This is a genomic window from Petrotoga sp. 8T1HF07.NaAc.6.1, from assembly GCF_016772115.1.
Classification (GTDB): domain Bacteria; phylum Thermotogota; class Thermotogae; order Petrotogales; family Petrotogaceae; genus Petrotoga; species Petrotoga mobilis.
Window position 1 is genome coordinate 72944 of record NZ_AUPG01000010.1, and the last position, 18124, is coordinate 91067.

Genomic DNA, 18124 nt, shown 5'->3' on the forward strand with positions numbered 1-18124 from the left:
TCATCAAAGCTTGTCTAAAAGGTTGTACTGCACAGTATAGAACCTCAGCAAGTTAGGATATAATGTAATTTCTGTTTTATCTACATTTTACATTATTTAGAGCAAAAGGGAGACATCAATATCCGCCTCATTCCTATTTTCCATTAATTAAAGTGTGATTAAAAATTTAGGGGATACTTCGTAGAAGCTTAAGAATGATCTACAATGAGGTCAAAACTCTTACCATATTTTCTATCCTTTAGATCAAAAAGAAGTAGAAAAAATGCTTAAGTTCGCTAGCTTTGCTTCCCTTCTTTCCATCCATCAAAGCTTGGCTAAAAGGTGGAAGCGAACTACTTGAAATTCCCGGAAGTTGAAGATTGTACTGTTCCCATTCCTCTTCCCCACCTTCCATTCCTTATAGGTAGGATAGAAAGCGGTTCAAACGGTTATCTTTATTCAGGCTCATATGAGTTTCCATTCCTCATAGGTAGGATAAAAAGAGGGTGAAAAGGAAGTTATGAAAAGGATAGGAGAGTTGTTTCCATTCCTCATAGGTAGGATAAAAAGGGAAATCAAAGAAATACTAAAGACACCTGAGGAAAAAGTTTCCATTCCTCATAGGTAGGATAAAAAGCTTTTGTTTCTATCATTTAAAAAAGGAGTTGATTAGATGGTTTCCATTCCTCATAGGTAGGATAAAAAGACGCTATGAACTAATCAATACTACAGATATATCAATTGAGTTTCCATTCCTCATAGGTAGGATAAAAAGGTTGAAAGGTCGTTTATATTTTTGAAGTATGGGAAGTTTCCATTCCTCATAGGTAGGATAAAAAGCCTTTATCGTGCCGAAGGGATACAATTATTTAACTATGTTTCCATTCCTCATAGGTAGGATAAAAAGGAAGTTTTTGGGAAGAATTTTCATTGATTACTCATGAGTTTCCATTCCTCATAGGTAGGATAAAAAGGCATAAGATAGCTATAAATACTATATCATAAAAAATTACGATTGTCAATCAAAATTTTGAGAAATTGTTAAAAATCAATTCAAATATGCATGATATAAGGATTGTAATTTTTAACACTTGTCTGTCGATCTCCTGGGATTTTTACCTTATTGGAGGTCGACAGACGTTTTTTTATACTTTCTTGCTTTTTTTGTTATTCTATGATAAAATATATTACAAGAAAAGTATTTGTTTTTAAATTAAAATATCGGGAGAATTGAAATGAGATTAAACATTCAATTTTCTTTTCATAACTTAATACTTCCAGTAAATTATAATCATATCATTCAAGCTTTCATTCTTGATCTAATAGACGATGCTGAATACAGGAGCTTTGTTCATAACGAGGGCTTTCGTTATAATAAAAGAAAGTACAAATTGTTTTCTTTTTCAAGGCTAAATGGAAAATTTATTTTAAATAGAAAGGATAAAACAATAGAGTTTTCTGATAATGTTTCTTTGAAAATTTCTTCTCACGACAAGAACTTAATTCAGTATTGCACAGATTCACTCTTATTTAGAGACAATTTTGAACTATTAGGTCAAAAGATCCATGTAGAGAAGTTAGAGTACGATGATTTGGAAATAAAAAGCGATAAAATAAAAAGTAAAGACTTTATCCCCCATTACTGTTTATTCTACGATAGAACAAAATTCTTCAAAAAAGACAGTCTACTTTTCCCCCAACGACGATAACTTTTCAAAATTAATAAGAGAGAACTTAATAAAAAAGTATCTTGCCTATTATGATTCTAATCTTCCGAATGAAATAAGTAATGATGAATTCGTTATAAAAGAAGCTGATCAGAAAGGCTCTAAAATGATCATAACAAAGTATAAAAATTTTATTATTAAAGGTTGGCATGGAGTTTTTGAAATTCAAGGGAACCCAAGTTTGTTAAAAATTGGTTATGATTCTGGTTTTGGAGCAAAAAACTCCCAAGGATTTGGGTTAGTAGAAGTTATATGATTATGGATAGAGAATTCCGTAAAACCTTGAGAAATTGTTAAAAATCAATTCAAATATCTAAAGACGGATTAAAGTTTTTCTATGCAACCTTTCGATATTTTGTCTACATATTTTTTAATTTCTTCTTTTTCTTTTTTCATTTTATAACCCGGATGATAATATAAACCTTTGCTTTGTACTGAAAAATTTTTATTTTCGATCCTTTGAATCTCAATTATGTGTTCAATAGTACTTTCAACGGGTCCGTTGGAAACACTGAGAAAGTTTGCAAATAGAAAATCTAAATCATTTTCTATTGATTCTTCTTTTATGTCGACTAACATCATTTCACCAAGCCCATATCTACTGTCCCCGCCAATGGTTAATTTAAACTGTTTATTTCTCGATAGCTTTTCTTTTGTTTGTTCGCTTATTCTTAAAAATCCCACCCAGTAGAGATTTCCCTTTCTTCCTTCGTGAAAAGCTTCCTTGGATTTTGGTAGTACAATGTCAATCTCATGCAAAGATTCATCTTTTGCTCCTCTATTTAAAGGAACAATCGCGGTTGAGACAAAAGTATCCACAAACATTGCACGAAAAAATTCTTCACGATAATCACCCAAGAAAAATTCTCCTTGCTCCCACCTTGGTAACAAAGGTTTATCTCCATTTTTCTCAAAAGAGGGATAAAAGCAAGATATATTTTCAAATAGTTTTTCATTTTCTGAAAAATTTCCTTTATTGTAGTATAGATTGTAAAATTTTGTTAAAGCTCCCCACATAGTCCAGCCTGGGATGAATATTCTTGTTTCTGAAATGACCCCATATCTTCTAGTTCCAATATGAATAGGCTGAAGTTGTTCGAATATAAGCTTATACCATTTTTTCTCACACATTTTCTTTTTTCTCTTCCTTAGTTTTATTTTCTTTGGCCTTAGCATGATATCTAGCATAAATTAACACTTTTTCTAGTAATTCACGAAAAAACAATAACTTATTCAAATCTTTAGAAAGTTCTTGAAAATAATCTTCCCACTCTTTTTTCTCTTCCGTATTATCTACAAACTTTTGCAGATCCCCTAATAAATCAAGAAAAACATCACTGATGTTTTTTGATTTAACATAGACATAGTAAGCATATACCCCATCGTTTACTAAAACTCCTAACGCCTTATCAATTTCATTTATATACTTTGAACGTTGTGAACCTTCCTTTTTAAAGATTGATTCTACAATTTCAAAGGACATTTTATTTATATCTGCTTCAATGTTGCTCATTATTTTCAATCACCTCACAATTATTTGATATTTGGGATAATATCTTCATTCTTCCAAATCCTCTTGTAGTTAACCCCCCAATACCCAAAGTCTCATAAAAATGTTTACTGTCTTCTAAAGAACATTTCAGATCTTCTAAATCGGGAAGTTCTCCTATGCCATTCTTAAAATTTTCAAAAGCCGACTTATCAAAAATTCTTATACTGCCATAAAAAATAGTTCCTCTTGGAATGGCTTCATAAGTAAATAAGGCACCTTCTTTTGCAGCACCTGTAAGCGGATTTATTGATACTGACGTTCTTACTTCAAGATTAGCGTTTATTAGTTGAGACACTATGTTATCTGAAACAACAACTATATTTTCTTCAGACAGATAGTTTGTTAACTCTTCCTCTTGTTGAATATTAATATTATTCGTATTTTTTTTCACTTTGAAATTAAGCCAACCCAAATTTAAATATCCTTCGTTGCTTTGGTGAGCTATTACTTCGCCATCTTGAGGCTTTTTGTTTAAAGATTTACCACAGGCATCATAATAAATTTTTGGGCTTGTAATCCATCTAACTCCTAATCTTGTATAGATAGGAAAAAATAGAATTTTTAGATCAGAGAAAAAAAGCATACCTTGCCAACTTAAATTTCTCTTAGAGAAGCCAAAACCTTTACAAACGATACAATGACCGCAATGACCACTATATTTTTCATTTTCTCCAGTTTTGAAGAAATCCTCAAAATTTGTGTTTGGAAGCTCATCTTGACCAGCACATTTATAGCTTGAAATTTTATTTCCATTAAATTTATGCCATTTCTTTAAATCCGTATCCCCATCTTTCCATTCAATTTTGGACAATTTTTCTTCAAAACTTTCCCTATCTTGTCGATTCTTTAAAGTTTCTAGCTTTGGCTTTTTGTCTTTTATTTTTTCTTGTAACGCCAAAGCTACATAATACCTCCACGTTCCAGCTAATGAACTGCCTGGTATCTTTGGAATTTTGGTTGTCGGATCTCTAACAATCGTATTATCAACACGTCCTATGGTATAGCCGCCTGTTCCTATATATATTGGATCTTGAGCTACTGAAAAGATTTTAACCTCACTTGCTAAGTTATCACTCATTTAGATTGCCTCCTTTTAAAGCTTTGTGATAGAATTCAAACATATCAAGAAATGTTTTTACTCTATCTATAAAAAGGTTTACATCAGTGCGCTCCAATTCTTCCCAGTCATTATATTTCAATATCAATGCAAAATTTCTTTTTTCTTCTTCGTTCTTTAATTCAAGAATGTTTACAAAAGTTGAAAGTAAAAAGGACTTTATCGATTCTGCATTGCCTTCCCAATCAGCTATTTTAGAATAAATCAAATATACTAACTTTTGCAATTTGCTTGCTTCTTTGTTTTCAAAAAATTTTTTATAAAGAATAAAATATTGAAAATCTTCTAAATTATAAGGTCTATTGTTTTTCCTATTAATCCTTCTTTTGCCTAGTTCATAAAATATATCGTTCCGTCTTGAATTTGTTTCTAAAAACTCAAAATCAAATGTGTTCGGGTAAAAATAATACTTATTCGCTACATCATCTTTTAAATTATCTATTATTGAATAAGAGGATTCTTTAGAGACATCAGGATAGATATAAAATTTATACTTACCATCATTATTAGTTTTTTCGTATAGAGAGTAATAATCTTCCAAATTATCTGATACTGAATAATTATTCTGATAAGTGTCCTTAAGAATGGATTTTAGACCATTTTCACCTGTTTCTTGTCTTAGATCTTTCCACTCAGTTTTATCTCTTCTTATTTTTCTTAACGCTTTTATTCCCACATAAAGAGGTTTTTTGTAATTTTGCATAATTATCCCTATATGTAGCGGAAGTTTTCCATATACCCAACCAAAACTTTTCAGGTATTCTTCTTTAATGTTTTTTAATAAATTTTGCACGTAGTTTGCTGGAATAGCGAATTGCCAACTAACAGGAGTTGGATCTATTATTGATAAAAATGGTAGATAATTTTCTTCTTGCTTGTCATCTAAGTTCAATTCAATTGAATCTTTTTCTTTAGTTTCATAATCTCTAAGATTAAAGTTATTTTTGCTCTCTTTTTTTTCTGTGTTGGTAATTAAATATACATTTCCGTCTTTTACCCAAAAATCTAAATCTCCATCATAATATTCACCATCTGGTATGCCCTTCTTTTCCCAAATAAATCGTTTTTTCCTATTTTCTGGAATTTCTAAAAGAGATTCTAAATTAGATTTTATGTCAAAAAGAAAATCTTGTGTTGAATCCCAGATTCTTTTCAATCTAGCTGGTGATGGCCCTTTTTGAATTATAAATTGTGTAAAAAGGGTTAAAAGGAATCGTTTATCTTCATCAGGCATGCCGTTCCAATCGATTTTTCTATTATTTTCATCAAAAGAACACCTATTAGGTTCTTTGAGCGTTTCTTTTATAAAATTTTCCCACTGAGTACCTATGGTAAGCTCGAATAAAATACTTTCAATGTATTCATTTAATTTCGTCTTGCTGAGGCTTTTATCCACAAGTTCAGATAATGAAGTATCTTTTAGTGGTTTGTCAGGTTTTGTTTCAATATCTTTGATTAACTCTTCGATTAAACTGCTAAAATCCGGAACATTCTTCATATGATAGATATCATTGATCACCATCGTACTTAAAAAGTTACCGTTTAACCATTGTTCTAACTCAAATTTTAGGGTTACCAAGGCAATCATTCCGTTTTTATCTTGTATTTCTCCAGTCCATATGGTTTCTTGAGACCTATTATTCATCCATTCGTCCAATCTTCCTTGCCCACGTTCTTCACAAATATCACAAACTAAATAATCCTTATCTTTTTTATTAGCTAAACGCAACCCACAAACTTGACATACTCCTTCTCCCTGAGAATCGCTATCTTTTATCATTTCTTTTTCAAAGTTCGGAGGTAATTCGGCTTTTAGATAGTTCTCACTTGCTTTATATAAAAGATGGCCAAGGGTTCCTAGTCTACGTGATGGTTTTGTCAGAAAAATTGCTGGAAATACTTCTCCATGAAATTTATTTAAAAACACTTCTCTGACAGCCTTTTTTATTTCATCCAAGTCATCAGATAATGGATAAAAGTTTGAGCTGTTATCACCACTTGAATTACCATTAATTAATTCCTCACTAACAAGAAAATAAATCCCCGTTTCATCTCTGTATATTTCATTACCTATAGGATATTCACAAACAAAAAGATCACTAATTTCGTCATCAACCTCTTTAGCGACTTCTCTATACCATTTTATATGAACGGGCTTTAAGGCTTTTTCTGCCAATGCTAACTTGTCATACTGGATCCCAAGGATTGACCATTTTATATTTCGGTAGTTTTCTCTTTTTGAATCGATTATTTTCTCATTAGATTTAGATCCTTCTTTGCAGTTATCCTTTAATATTGCAGAACTAACAAAAGCTTTAAATAAAGAGGCTGACATATATGCTTGATCCCAAAGAGTTACGTCGTTCACTGGGAATCTGGTATCACTAAGAAGGTGTATATACCAATCTTGAACATTATCAAAAACAAAATTTCTAAGATCGCACCAGTTGCTCTCATTAAGATTATTTTTATTTGCATAAAACCCTTTGTATTCTAAGAAAGAATCTAATTTTTGAAAAAAAAGCTTCCTACCACAATCAAGATTCTCTTGTTTCACATCTTCCTTATAACCACCAAAGGCGTTAGAAATCCACAACTTATCAAGTTGTGAAATTGGCGCTCCTTTATCTATAGAGGAATTTATATTTTCACATCCGCTAAAGAAAATGTTCCCGAAAAAATTTTCAAAAGTTACATTCTTTTTAGATGATTTTATCCATGTAATTTTTTGATTAAAAATATTTATAGTAATTGAGTCCACGAAATCCAATAATTTTGGATTTACCTCTTTTAACTCACTTTCAAAGAAGTGATCGTTATAATACTTCCGGTAACCTGTAAATTTACTTTGAGCTTGAGGAAAATAGTCCTTCTTCTTATTCTTCTCCTTCTTATAGTTAGAAATTCCAGCATGCGTTTTTCCAAGGTTGAAGAGTAATGATATAATTTCGCATTTTAATATTTCTGCTTTATGATCTTTTAACTTAGATAAATCTAGTGTCAATTTCTTTCCACCCCTCGGGGAATTCTATTTTTTGAGTATTATCTTTTGTTCGATACCACTTTTGGTCTATTATAAAAGTTCCCCAGCTAAATTTTGTTTTAGCACCTATTCCTTCATTAGCGAGTATTTCTATTGATCTATCTAAATTCTTAATGTCGTCTTCTAATTTATCTTTATCTGTAAAAGAAACATTAGGAATATATATAATTTGGAGTATCCCCTTTGTTTCTTTAGGAACAACTTCGTAAAATATTGGTTTAGTCCCCGCTCTTTTGCTTCTATCATGCGGATTAATTACTTCCAAAGAAAGTTTATTGAAATAGGTTGGATAGAATATGGCACCACCCTTGTGCGTTTGACAACTGAAAGGTATTTGTAATTTATCGATATATTCTTGGGCTTTATCTGAAAGCCATCCGCTTACAACTTCAATAATATTGCCATTTTTAATTTTTTCTATTTCTTTTTCGTTCAAACTTACTCCTAACTCGAATAATAGCAACTGGACTATCTTGTCTCTAACTTCTTTATTCTTTTTATTGCTTAATCCTTCACGTTTTATAACCTCATTAAAGTATTGTTCTAGATATTTTATACTTTCAGAACCCGCTCCAAAAATTCTAAAATAACTTTCAATAAGTCTATTTTTGGCTGATTCTTCATTAATTAGAACTTTAAAAGCATTCGCTATTGATCCTTTCCAAGAACTGCCTCTAATCATAGGAACTTTGAATACCTTTTCTTTTAATACAGGATTCGGTATTAAGTAAAAATCTTCATCATCTTTAGAAAAATAGGGGTTTTTAAGTGTAAATTCAAGCAAAAGTATAATCGAATCCTTAGTTGGAAGTGCTTTTAAAATATTAGGTGCTTTTTCAACTTCCTTTAACTTTTCTATTTCTATTAACCCCGAAAATTTAGAAACTTGTTTTATAAGTTTTTCATCTATTTCAAAGACCTTAGAGCTATCTTTAGATGCTCCTTTTGGATAATGGTCTTTTAACCAATTTAATGGAAAATCTTTTAGAGCTACGTTCATATATCGCTTATGATCCTTTTCTCCAAACAAGGTGAATAATCTAATTCGTTCTTCAGCCTTCATTTCCTTAATCTTTTTTGTATCGCAAAAAATATTATCTTTGCAAAATAATATATATTCATCTAAAGTTGCATGCTCTTCTAGTTTTATTTTTTGCTTATTAGATGGTTCATAAAAATCAGAGCTAATCATGACATTCCTCCTCTCCTAATTTAAGTTGAGAGAAGCCAACAATTGATAAAAAACCCCCTTTAAACTTACCTTCTCTCAAATCAATATACGGGAGTATTTTGGATCCTTCTCCCCGCTCTCCAAATACTAAATGACGAATATTCTTCATTTCTTCATCTTTTTTAGCATCTGAATTTTGAAGTCTTAAATAACTTCGAAGTTTTACTTTTAAGGCAATTAATTTCTCCAATATTTCTTTTTCTTTTTCGTTTTTGATTTCTTTATCTGATTCTAAATCCATGATCCTTGCTATTGTAATTTTAGAAGGACTTTTTTCGAGGAATTCCTCACAGGAATTATTATCTTCTTTTTTCAAGTTAAAAAGGAATTTTGTATATTCTTCCATTGGAGAAGATATACTTAATTCTTCATTTATTTCAATTAATTCATCAATAGTCTTATCTTTGTATCTTTTGCTATCGAATTTGGAAAATTCAAATTTGTCTCTAGAAATTTTTTTCATTGTTAAGAGTATTTTTTATTTTTAGCCGTCCAAAGCCCATATTCCACTTTCCTCCCCAATAACCATATTTCTCCATATATGTTAATAAGGGATAGAAAATTGGTTCTAAAATATTTTCCACAACTTCAAATGTAATTTCAAAATCACCGTAAAAATATCCTCTTGGGAAATAAAAAGCTGACCAATTTGACTTTTCTTTGTTACTTGGTTTTGTTTCACTTATCTTAAAATTTTCCTTATTTACATAAAATTTATCAGGGAAAGATATTTTATGGTTAACTCCCATAAGTTTGATACTCTTTAACTTTAACATTCCTCCCCAACCATTACAACCAAAAATCCTCATAGGAAGTGGTAGATCCATTTTATTAAATGCTTCATTTATCTTATCAAAATTGACTCCTTTTTCCTGAATTATTTCGTCAAAAGTTTTGGAATCAAAGTTATCTTTTAAAATCCCTTTTTCATAATTATCTTTGTTCGTTATTCCTGAAAAATAACAAATTACTTCAAACCAAAAACGCAAACTTCCAAAAAGTTCTGAAGCTCGTAATTGGTCAGTTCTATTCCAGACATTCCCATTCCACAGAGGAGTAAGTGTAATGAAATTAAGCTTAATTTCTTTTTTCTTCATTTATTTTAGCCCTCCGAAAAAAGATTTCACTGGTACTTTTTCTAGTAATTACTATAAAAAGTTTCCACATCAGCAATAATATTTTTTGACTAAAAAGTCTAATTTCTTTTCTAATTTTTCTTACAAGTCAAAGAACAAGTATTGTATCTTATCATTTTCTTTCTACCTAAAATTGTTTTCCAAAAAAAATTCTTGCTCATAGATTCCTAAGTCCTATGCATTCAACCTACTTTCCAACGAAAAATCGGGCATTCACCCTTTTCCATCGTTTCAAATTCCTATATTCCTAATTACCACTTCCGATTCTCTCCCTACTTTACATTTCTCCACCCATCTTCCATTCCTATCTAACCCTTCCATTCCTCATAGGTAGGATAAAAAGTCAGAGGGCTTGGGAGGCGATATGCATGATTGAAAGTTTCCATTCCTCATAGGTAGGATAAAAAGGAAAGAAAACAGAAATACCACTGGTATTTCTGATGATGAGTTTCCATTCCTCATAGGTAGGATAAAAAGAAGCAATATTTGGTGCAGCCAAAAAGTTGGATGACAAGTTTCCATTCCTCATAGGTAGGATAAAAAGGAATGCCGAATATATTTGAAAGGTTGTTTCAAAAATGTTTCCATTCCTTATAGGTAGGATAAAAAGCCAATTAAAGTCAACATAATATACAACTATGACTTGTTTCCATTCCTTATAGGTAGGATAAAAAGATATTCTAATTGAATATTCAAGCGATATGTATGGGGTTTCCATTCCTCATAGGTAGGATAAAAAGCATAAGATATCTATAAATACTATATCATAAATAATTACGATTGTCAAACAAAATTTTGAAAAATTGTTAAAATTCAATTCAAATATACATGATATGATGCTTGTGACTTTTACCACTTGTCTGTCGATCCCCTCGGATTTTTACCTTATTGGAGATCAACAGACTTTTTTTTATTATTTTCTTTATCTTCTATTTTAAGGTCTCCGTAAATATTATAACTTTTTTTGTTTTTGAATAATTATAATATATAATAATGTTAAAAGATCTTTGGAAAAAGAAAGGAGCCAAATATGGTAGAAATTTTCTTTGTAGGGTTAGGAGGATTTTTTGGAGCGATTAGTCGATTTTTGCTTTCGAGGTGGGTAAGCTTGAAACTTGAGGGTGTTTTGCCTTATGGTACTTTAATAGTTAATGTTCTTGGGTCTTTTCTCCTTGGATTTATAATGACCTTTTTCCTAGAGAAAGGTTTAACTCATCCTTACCTTAGATTGGCAATCACCACGGGATTTATCGGTGCTCTGACTACTTTTTCAACCTTTAGTTATGAGACAGTTGTTCTTATTGAAGAACGAGATTGGTTCTTTGCTGGAATGAATATCCTTTCGAATTTGCTCTTAGGTCTTGTTTCTGTTATGGGAGGCATTATTCTAGCAAAGGCTATTAGCTAATTCCGTTTCCTTAATAAATTTATTTAAATTGCTAGATAGTCCATAGAAAGGAGAAAATTATGCAATATTCAGGAGAAGGCAAGATTTTAAAAATATATATTGGTGAAACAGATAAATGGAATCATGAGCCACTTTACCACGTTTTAGTTAAGAAGTTTAAAAAGGCTGGGATGGCTGGTACTACTGTCATTAGAGGCATAGAAGGTTTCGGCTTAAATAGTAGAATAGAAAGTGCACATATTTTACAATTATCCTCAGATCTTCCTTTGATAATAGAAGTGGTAGATGAGGCTGAAAAGATTGAAAAAATATTACCTGAGGTCCAGGAATTAGTTAAAGATGGATTAATTACTGTAGAAGATGTAAAGGTAATTAGTTATTCTAGTAGTAAAAAAGTAGATAAAGAATAGATTCTGATAATAAAATCCACGTTATTAAAATTATTATAGCTAAGTCGTATTTACGATATAAAAACCCGGTGAGCATTTCCACCGGGTTTGAATATTTGTTATATATATATATTTTTAAGAACACTTTGACCATCCGCAAGTGGTGCAGGTAACACAGCCTGATTCGTTTATCAGGGTATTTTTAGATAAGCAGCTTGGGCAGTATGCGTTGCCTTCTGAGTCTATATAATATCCTTTTTCGTATTTTAAGTCGTTGGCGTATACGAATTTTTCTACTTCTTCCCTGGTTTTCGGCGTTCCCGTTCTTATTACTTCATAATCTTCTATTTGAGATCCCCATAATTGGTTGAAATCGTTGAGGGCTTTGCTTATTTCTTGTGCCAATTCTTTACAATATGTTCCCTTAACTTTTTTTAATTGCTCAACTATTTCATCAGTTGAGACGCCCGCTCTTAAAGCTATGGATGATAATCTTCCAATAACCTCTGCAGTTTCTGTGCCATCTGATAGAAAGATTTCTACGGCTTCACCGCCATCATCGAAGGAAACGGTGACGTATACTGTTCCCGTGTCGTGTTTGAACTTTCGTGTGACGCTTCGTAAGGTTTCTTTTCTTGGCCTTGCCCTTAGTTTATGCTTTTCGTCCAATACGAAGAATGTAACGCTTTTGCCTTGTGTTTCGGATGTTTCTTTTTCTTCTTTGGAAGCGGAGGTTAGAACTTGAGTTTCAAGGCTCCCATCTCTGTAAATAGTTAATCCTTTTAGATTTAATTCTAATGCTTGTAGATAGATAGCTTTAACGTCTTCTATTGTTGAAGATTTAGGCATGTTTATAGTTTTAGAACATGAAGCATCAAGATAACTTTGAATTACGTGTTGGGCTAATAAATGATCTTTTGGTGGTATGTCCATTGAGGTTACAAATATTTTTTTAATTTCGTTTGGTATGCTGTCTATATTTTGAATGCTTCCTTTCTCAATGATTTCAGCTTTTAACTCTTCTGTCATGTTGGTGCCTATTTTTTCCATTAATATTGGATTTATATAAGATAGGGGAACTCTGTCTCCTTCTTTGTTGGTCATGTATCTTACATAGGATAGTAAGAAATTTGGCTCGATTCCACTTGATGTGTCTGCCAAGTTAGATATTGAACCTGTTGGGGCTATGGTGTTCGTTTGTACATTTCTTTTGTATTTTGTGGCTTCGCCTTGAAAATGTTGACGTATTTTTTCATTCCATGCTTTTATGTCTTCGTCTATTTCGTCATCCAACATGGGAAATGGTATGAAACCGTCCGGGTATTTGGATCTTTGAAAATCTTGGAAATTGCCTCTTTCTTTGGCTAATTCAGTACTTGCAATATGAGAGAAATACGCTAATTCAGCGGTTAATTTTGCCATGAACTTTCTGGCTTGTTCTGAGTTGTAAGGTAGCTCTTTTATGTATAATGCATCTGCTAATCCCATCATTCCTAATCCAATAAATCTTTGCTTTTTCGATATTTCTTCAATTTCTTTTAGAGGGTAGATGTTTGATTCTATGACGTCATCTAAAAATCTAACAGCCCAATATATTATTTCTTGGAATTCTGAAATATCATCCGAGTTGGGGTTTCCTAAATCCATGTCTTCAACCAACTTTGCAACGTCTATAGAACCGAGATTACAACTTCCAAAAGGTGGTAGTGGTTCTTCTCCGCATGGGTTTGTGGCGGTGACTGGGGTATGTTCACTCATTGCGTAGTATTGATTGTGTCTGCCAAGGAAAAGCATCCCAGGATCTCCCGTTTTCCATGCGTTTTCTACCATTTTGTTCATTAAATCGTTTGCCTTGATAGTCTTTCTTATGGATGATGCGGGATGTTCTAAGGTGAGATCTCCATCCTCTTCGAGCATTTTTTTGAATTCTTTTGGGTTGTCAATGTTCACTGAAATATTGAAGTAATTCAAGACATTGTTGCCTTTGTTGTCTTTTTTGGAATTTATAAAGTCAAAGACATCGGGATGATCATACCTTAGTACAGCCATTTGAGCTGCCCGCCTTGCCCCACCTTGTTCTATCGTGGAAGCTGCTGTGTTGAAAACATGCATGAAGCTAATGGGTCCGGAGGATTTTCCCCCTGTTCCAGCAATAGAAGAACCTTTTGGACGTAAAACAGAGAAGTCGTATCCCACTCCTCCTCCATATTTCATTATTAAAGCAGCATTTTTTACCGCATCGAATATGGCGTTCATTGAGTCGTCCATAGGGATTACAAAACATGCAGATAACATGTTGTGTTTTGTTCTTGAATCAAAAATTGTTTTGTAGTCTTCTAAAGTTGTTTCTTCTATATCTTTTTTGAATAATTGTCTGTCCATTGTTTTGCCTGCGTTGAATATCGTTGGACTGTTTGGTAAGAAAATTCGAGATTTAATTAGTTGATAAAAATGCTCTTCTGCATTTTTTATTTCTTCTACATCGTTGGTATAGTTTACTTCAGCTGCAGCAACATGTCTTGCAATCCTTTTTGCAACTTCATCCCATGTGCTTTCTAAATAATTCCCTTCGCCATCTTTTAAAAAGTATCTGTCTTTTAATATGGTGATTGCATTCTTCGATGGTTCTTTTTGGATCCATTTATTTAAAACTCTCATGAAAATTACCCCCTTGAATCAATATATTGTACTTTTATATGATAACACGACAATATATTGAAATCAAGGGGGTCTATTAAAAATTTACAAAATCTTATTGAGGATATTTTACTAGTCCCATCAAGTAGTTTTTATGGGGCATGAGAGGATTGTTAGGTGTTACCCTTACATTTATTCCATATTCCCCTCTGTCTTCTATTTTAAATTTTACTGAGTATAGATATGTGTCTTTTTGTACTTCTTTGATGAGTTTCATATCGTACCGCCTTATATTGGCAATTTTTCCGTCTTTTAACCTTGCAAATACAACTTCTGGTAGGATTGAGTCAGGCCCTATACCTGGCAAGTATATTTCTGCTTGTACTCCTATTTCTTCTTCTGCATTTTTTACGCCAGTAATATCTTGATCGAGTTTGACATGTATTTTTATAGAGTCCCAATTTTCTTTTAATAATTTAACCCAACCGGCAAATTCTTTTGCCAATTTAAAGTCATCGTTTGAAAAACGTATGTGTTGCTCAAGAGCTGGCATATATAGTTTTTGAGTGTATTCTTTGAGCATTCTTGATGTGTTGAAGAAAGACGTGACACTTTTAATAGATTCTTTCATCTTTGATACCCATTCTTTTGAAACGTTTAGATTCTTCTTTTTCATAGTACAGAGGCACTATTTGTTTTTCTAATTGGTTGTATATTGAAACACTGTCTATTTTATCCTGTAATTTCAAGTCTTCATAGTCTCTGTTGTCCCCTATGGCCCATCCATTTTTACCGTTGTATCCTTCAACCCACCAGCCATCTAAAACTGAGAAGTTTATAGCTCCATTCATTCCGGCTTTCTGGCCTGATGTTCCAGATGCCTCTCTTGGACGTCTAGGATTGTTTAACCAAATGTCAACACCCGAAACTAAGTGCCTTGCCATATCCATATCGTAATTTTCCAGAATTATTACCTTATTTTGAAATTCTGGTTTTCGTGAGTATTCGTATATCTTTTTTATGAGTTCTTGACCTGGTTTATCTGCAGGATGAGCTTTACCAGCGAATATTAATTGTACGGGTTTGTCCGGATCGTTCAAAATCTTTTTTAATCTTTCTTCATCACTGAATATTAGATCTGCTCTTTTGTAAGTAGCAAATCTTCTGGCAAAACCAATAGTTAAAGCTTTTTCATCACCTATTTGATTTACTTCTTCAAGTTGTTCAACTGTTTCTCCATGTCTCGATCTTTGTGCTTTTATGCTTTTTCTGACGTATTCTATTAATTCTTTCTTTAGTTGTTGGTGAGTTTCCCATAGTTCATGGTCAGGGATGTTGTCAATTTTTTCCCAAAGTTCTGGATCGTCTATCTTTGACATCCAGTCTACGCCCAAGTATTCTTTTAAAGATTCCTGTAATTTTGGGTTTAACCATGTGTCTATATGTACACCATTGGTGACATAGTTTATAGGTACTTCCAACCATTCAATACCAGGCCAAACATGGTTCCATAACTTCCTTGATACTTCTCCATGTAGCCTTGAAACTGCATTTGATCTTCCAGAGAGTTTCAGCGCCAAAATGGTCATTGAAAATAATTCTTCCGTGCTTTGTTGCTTTTCTAATCCTAAATTTAGAAAGTCCTGCCTTGAAGCTCCTAATTTAGGCCAGAAGTCTCCAAAATATTTATCAATTAAAGAAATAGAAAATACATCGTTTCCAGCTGGTACAGGAGTGTGAGTGGTAAAAACGTTTCCAGCCCGAACCGCTTCAATTGCTTCCTGAAAAGTTAAGCCATGTTCTTGAACTAATTCACGTATTCTTTCAAGCCCTAAGAATGCAGCGTGACCTTCATTCATGTGCCAAACAGATGGGTTGTATCCTAACTTTCTTACCGCTTTAACTCCACCAATCCCTATTAATATTTCTTGCTTTATGCGCATCTCTATGTCTCCACCATACAATGTGGAGGTTATTTCTCTATCTTCAGGGTCATTTTGCATTAGGTTGGTGTCAAGAAGATATAGGTTCACTCTTCCAACCTTTACTTGCCATACTTTAGCGAATATCTTTTTCCCCAATAGGTCTATATCGACGTATATTTCATCTCCGTTGCTATCTCTGGCAGGAATTATAGGGAAATCCGAAAAATCGTAATCTAAATATATACTTTCTTGCCAACCTTCCGAATTGAGTTTCTGAATGAAATACCCCTTTTGATATAATAAACCTACAGCTATAAGCGGTATACCTAGATCACTTGCACTTTTTAGATGATCACCAGCCAATATTCCTAAACCGCCAGAATACATTGGAAAAGATTCGTGAAGGCCGTATTCCATACAAAAGTAAGCAATTTCCCCTTCTTTAAAAGAACTATGGGTTTTTCTGAACCATGTGTTGCTATTTTCATTCATATAATCAGAGAGCCCTTTCATGACTTCTTGATAGAGTTCATTAAATTTTGAATCTTCTGCAGCTTTGTTTAACTTTTTTTGTTCCACACGCTTTAAAAAAGTGACCGGGTTTCTCTGGGTGGATTCCCAAAGCTCTTTGTCTATGTTTTCGAATAAGGCTTGAGCTTTATAATTCCAAGTCCACCACATGTTTTCAGAGAGTTCTTTTAACCCAGAAATCTTTTCTGGGATTTTTGGAACGACGGTAATTTTACTTATAAAATCCATGTTTTACCCTCCCAATATAGCTTTTGATAGAATCTTTAAAATTAGATAACCCCTTTTGGACCCAATCCCAGTAACTTTTTTAAAATAAATATAATACTTGAAAATTCTTTATTTCTAAATTTTCTAATTATTGCTCCAAAATTCTTGAGATTCCGATATCATTATTAGTTCTCCAAAATTATTGGTTGATTTTTCTAAATAGTAAATCTTGTTGAACAAGCCATACTTTTTAGAAATGAAATAAATGTAGTCTTGAGATTCACCTACTGTGCTTATTAAATTTTTTGACAAAGTAAATTCTTGTCTTTTACTTTCAATGGTGTAACTGTCCTCACTTTCTTTGATATAATCATAATTTGCTAATTCTGGAACCTCTAAAACCCTTATTCTTAGAAGGTTTTCAACAAAGGTGAAGATATCTTCCACAATTTCTTCGTTTGGTACTATGACAAATTTAAAGATATTCCCATTTTTTAGAATTACAGAATATTCAAGACCTCTGAAATCGTATGAAGGATATGAGATTACTACCATATCAGAGTTTTCAAAAAAGAAGAATCTATCGTCAAATGTTTGAATATTGAATGAACCAAACTTCGTTTTTACTGTGTAAGTGTTTGTGATATTGCTTTTTTCAATAGTTATATTGTAACCTTTGGGCGAAAAAGGCATTTTTTTAACCCGTTCGTAGCCGGTTTCTTTGATTTTTACATATGGATAGTAATAATGGTTTTCTAAGTTTTCTACGTACAAATTCCATAGTATGAAAGTTGCAAAATATATGACTGCCATAGTGCCAATGATGATTAATAAATTTTTTAGACTGTCGTTGGATTGGTCTTTTTCTTTTTCTTCCATGATTTTTTCTCCTGTTTTAATGATCTTATTTAGCACTTTCGCCCTTCTAAAAGGGACCTGCCTGTCCCTTAGACCCATGCGTTAAGGGGCACGCCCCTTAAGAACCCCAAAACACTATTTCAATTAAAAAAATTTTTTTGCATAAATCAGCAAAAGGGCTCCGCCCTGTGACCCTTTAAAAAGTAGAGCTTTTTTAGTTAATTCTTAGCATCGTTTTTTGTAAGTTGTGCTTAATCTTTATTTGTGCCCCTTCGCCCCGCAGCCCACCCTTAAGGAAAAAGGTCTTTCCTCTTTCATCCTCAAAAGCCCATCCGTGAGGAAAAAAGTCTTTATTTAGCGCCCCTTCGCCCCGCAGCCCACCCC

The 18124-nt window shown here is 32.7% G+C and carries 15 protein-coding genes and 2 CRISPR repeat arrays; of the genes, 4 read left to right on the plus strand and 11 right to left on the minus strand.

From position 1 onward, the window contains the following. The first annotated feature begins 386 nt into the window (after window positions 1-386). A CRISPR array of direct repeats spans window positions 387-953; the repeat unit is 30 nt; unit sequence GTTTCCATTCCTCATAGGTAGGATAAAAAG. Window positions 954-1214: 261 nt separating this feature from the next. Next, on the plus strand, window positions 1215-1688 hold the full coding sequence (locus NAAC61_RS07875) for a hypothetical protein (protein WP_202695646.1): 474 nt from the start codon (window positions 1215-1217) through the stop codon (window positions 1686-1688). Further along, on the plus strand, window positions 1636-1962 hold the full coding sequence (gene cas6, locus NAAC61_RS07880) for a CRISPR-associated endoribonuclease Cas6 (RefSeq protein ID WP_337919956.1): 327 nt from the start codon (window positions 1636-1638) through the stop codon (window positions 1960-1962). Before NAAC61_RS07875 ends, cas6 begins: the two co-directional genes overlap by 53 nt. A gap of 68 nt (window positions 1963-2030) precedes the next feature. Here cas6 and NAAC61_RS07885 read toward each other — a convergent pair whose 3' ends face one another. The 7 genes from NAAC61_RS07885 to cmr1 are packed head-to-tail and all read right to left on the minus strand — an operon-like array spanning window position 2031 to window position 9746. Next, entirely contained in the window at window positions 2031-2837 is an 807-nt protein-coding gene (locus NAAC61_RS07885) for a hypothetical protein (protein WP_202695647.1), read from the minus strand. Beyond that, window positions 2830-3219, minus strand: a complete 390-nt coding sequence (locus NAAC61_RS07890; protein ID WP_202695648.1) for a hypothetical protein — start codon at window positions 3217-3219, stop codon at window positions 2830-2832. Before NAAC61_RS07890 ends, NAAC61_RS07885 begins: the two co-directional genes overlap by 8 nt. Continuing rightward, window positions 3206-4336 carry an RAMP superfamily CRISPR-associated protein gene (locus NAAC61_RS07895; protein ID WP_202695649.1) on the minus strand — a complete coding sequence of 377 codons (1131 nt, stop codon included), beginning with the start codon at window positions 4334-4336 and terminating at the stop codon, window positions 3206-3208. Before NAAC61_RS07895 ends, NAAC61_RS07890 begins: the two co-directional genes overlap by 14 nt. After that, on the minus strand, window positions 4329-7379 hold the full coding sequence (locus NAAC61_RS07900; RefSeq protein WP_202695650.1) for a CRISPR-associated protein Csx11: 3051 nt from the start codon (window positions 7377-7379) through the stop codon (window positions 4329-4331). The genes NAAC61_RS07895 and NAAC61_RS07900 overlap by 8 nt, the downstream gene beginning before the upstream one ends. Then, window positions 7360-8610 carry an RAMP superfamily CRISPR-associated protein gene (locus NAAC61_RS07905; RefSeq protein WP_202695651.1) on the minus strand — a complete coding sequence of 417 codons (1251 nt, stop codon included), beginning with the start codon at window positions 8608-8610 and terminating at the stop codon, window positions 7360-7362. Before NAAC61_RS07905 ends, NAAC61_RS07900 begins: the two co-directional genes overlap by 20 nt. Continuing rightward, the gene (locus NAAC61_RS07910) at window positions 8603-9112 is read right to left on the minus strand and encodes a hypothetical protein (RefSeq protein WP_202695652.1); all 510 of its coding nucleotides are present in this window, start codon (window positions 9110-9112) and stop codon (window positions 8603-8605) included. The genes NAAC61_RS07905 and NAAC61_RS07910 overlap by 8 nt, the downstream gene beginning before the upstream one ends. Then, the gene (cmr1, locus tag NAAC61_RS07915) at window positions 9096-9746 is read right to left on the minus strand and encodes a type III-B CRISPR module RAMP protein Cmr1 (protein ID WP_202695653.1); all 651 of its coding nucleotides are present in this window, start codon (window positions 9744-9746) and stop codon (window positions 9096-9098) included. The genes NAAC61_RS07910 and cmr1 overlap by 17 nt, the downstream gene beginning before the upstream one ends. Window positions 9747-10097: 351 nt before the next feature. Beyond that, window positions 10098-10525: direct repeats of the CRISPR family, unit length 31 nt; unit sequence AGTTTCCATTCCTCATAGGTAGGATAAAAAG. A gap of 290 nt (window positions 10526-10815) precedes the next feature. Here cmr1 and crcB point away from each other — a divergent pair. Together crcB and NAAC61_RS07925 are read left to right on the plus strand one after the other, a co-directional pair. Beyond that, on the plus strand, window positions 10816-11193 hold the full coding sequence (gene crcB / locus NAAC61_RS07920; RefSeq protein WP_103899347.1) for a fluoride efflux transporter CrcB: 378 nt from the start codon (window positions 10816-10818) through the stop codon (window positions 11191-11193). Window positions 11194-11252: 59 nt separating this feature from the next. Then, a complete protein-coding gene (locus tag NAAC61_RS07925; protein ID WP_103077262.1) occupies window positions 11253-11603 on the plus strand; it encodes a DUF190 domain-containing protein in 351 nt (116 codons plus the stop codon). Window positions 11604-11717: 114 nt separating this feature from the next. Here NAAC61_RS07925 and NAAC61_RS07930 read toward each other — a convergent pair whose 3' ends face one another. The 4 genes from NAAC61_RS07930 to NAAC61_RS07940 all read right to left on the minus strand — a co-directional run bounded on the left by NAAC61_RS07930 (window position 11718) and on the right by NAAC61_RS07940 (window position 17797). After that, window positions 11718-14240 (minus strand): adenosylcobalamin-dependent ribonucleoside-diphosphate reductase, encoded by a 2523-nt coding sequence (locus NAAC61_RS07930; RefSeq protein ID WP_103078208.1) that lies wholly within the window; start codon window positions 14238-14240, stop codon window positions 11718-11720. 94 nt (window positions 14241-14334) lie between these two features. After that, complete coding sequence (locus NAAC61_RS10790) at window positions 14335-14850, minus strand: hypothetical protein (RefSeq protein WP_237729831.1); 516 nt, start codon at window positions 14848-14850, stop codon at window positions 14335-14337. Beyond that, entirely contained in the window at window positions 14834-16903 is a 2070-nt protein-coding gene (gene glgP / locus NAAC61_RS07935) for an alpha-glucan family phosphorylase (RefSeq protein ID WP_237729832.1), read from the minus strand. Before glgP ends, NAAC61_RS10790 begins: the two co-directional genes overlap by 17 nt. A gap of 123 nt (window positions 16904-17026) precedes the next feature. After that, window positions 17027-17797: a hypothetical protein gene (locus NAAC61_RS07940; RefSeq protein WP_202695654.1), complete on the minus strand. Its 771-nt coding sequence runs from the start codon at window positions 17795-17797 to the stop codon at window positions 17027-17029. Window positions 17798-18124 lie beyond the last annotated feature (327 nt).

Bases quoted from the DNA above. Each gene is read 5' to 3' on its own strand.
- NAAC61_RS07875 (WP_202695646.1), top strand. From the start codon at position 1,215: ATGAGATTAAACATTCAATTTTCTTTTCATAACTTAATACTTCCAGTA.
- NAAC61_RS07885 (WP_202695647.1), bottom strand. From the start codon at position 2,837: ATGTGTGAGAAAAAATGGTATAAGCTTATATTCGAACAACTTCAGCCT.
- NAAC61_RS07890 (WP_202695648.1), bottom strand. From the start codon at position 3,219: ATGAGCAACATTGAAGCAGATATAAATAAAATGTCCTTTGAAATTGTA.
- NAAC61_RS07895 (WP_202695649.1), bottom strand. From the start codon at position 4,336: ATGAGTGATAACTTAGCAAGTGAGGTTAAAATCTTTTCAGTAGCTCAA.
- NAAC61_RS07905 (WP_202695651.1), bottom strand. From the start codon at position 8,610: ATGATTAGCTCTGATTTTTATGAACCATCTAATAAGCAAAAAATAAAA.
- NAAC61_RS07910 (WP_202695652.1), bottom strand. From the start codon at position 9,112: ATGAAAAAAATTTCTAGAGACAAATTTGAATTTTCCAAATTCGATAGC.
- cmr1 (WP_202695653.1), bottom strand. From the start codon at position 9,746: ATGAAGAAAAAAGAAATTAAGCTTAATTTCATTACACTTACTCCTCTG.
- crcB (WP_103899347.1), top strand. From the start codon at position 10,816: ATGGTAGAAATTTTCTTTGTAGGGTTAGGAGGATTTTTTGGAGCGATT.
- NAAC61_RS07925 (WP_103077262.1), top strand. From the start codon at position 11,253: ATGCAATATTCAGGAGAAGGCAAGATTTTAAAAATATATATTGGTGAA.
- NAAC61_RS07930 (WP_103078208.1), bottom strand. From the start codon at position 14,240: ATGAGAGTTTTAAATAAATGGATCCAAAAAGAACCATCGAAGAATGCA.
- NAAC61_RS10790 (WP_237729831.1), bottom strand. From the start codon at position 14,850: ATGAAAGAATCTATTAAAAGTGTCACGTCTTTCTTCAACACATCAAGA.
- glgP (WP_237729832.1), bottom strand. From the start codon at position 16,903: ATGGATTTTATAAGTAAAATTACCGTCGTTCCAAAAATCCCAGAAAAG.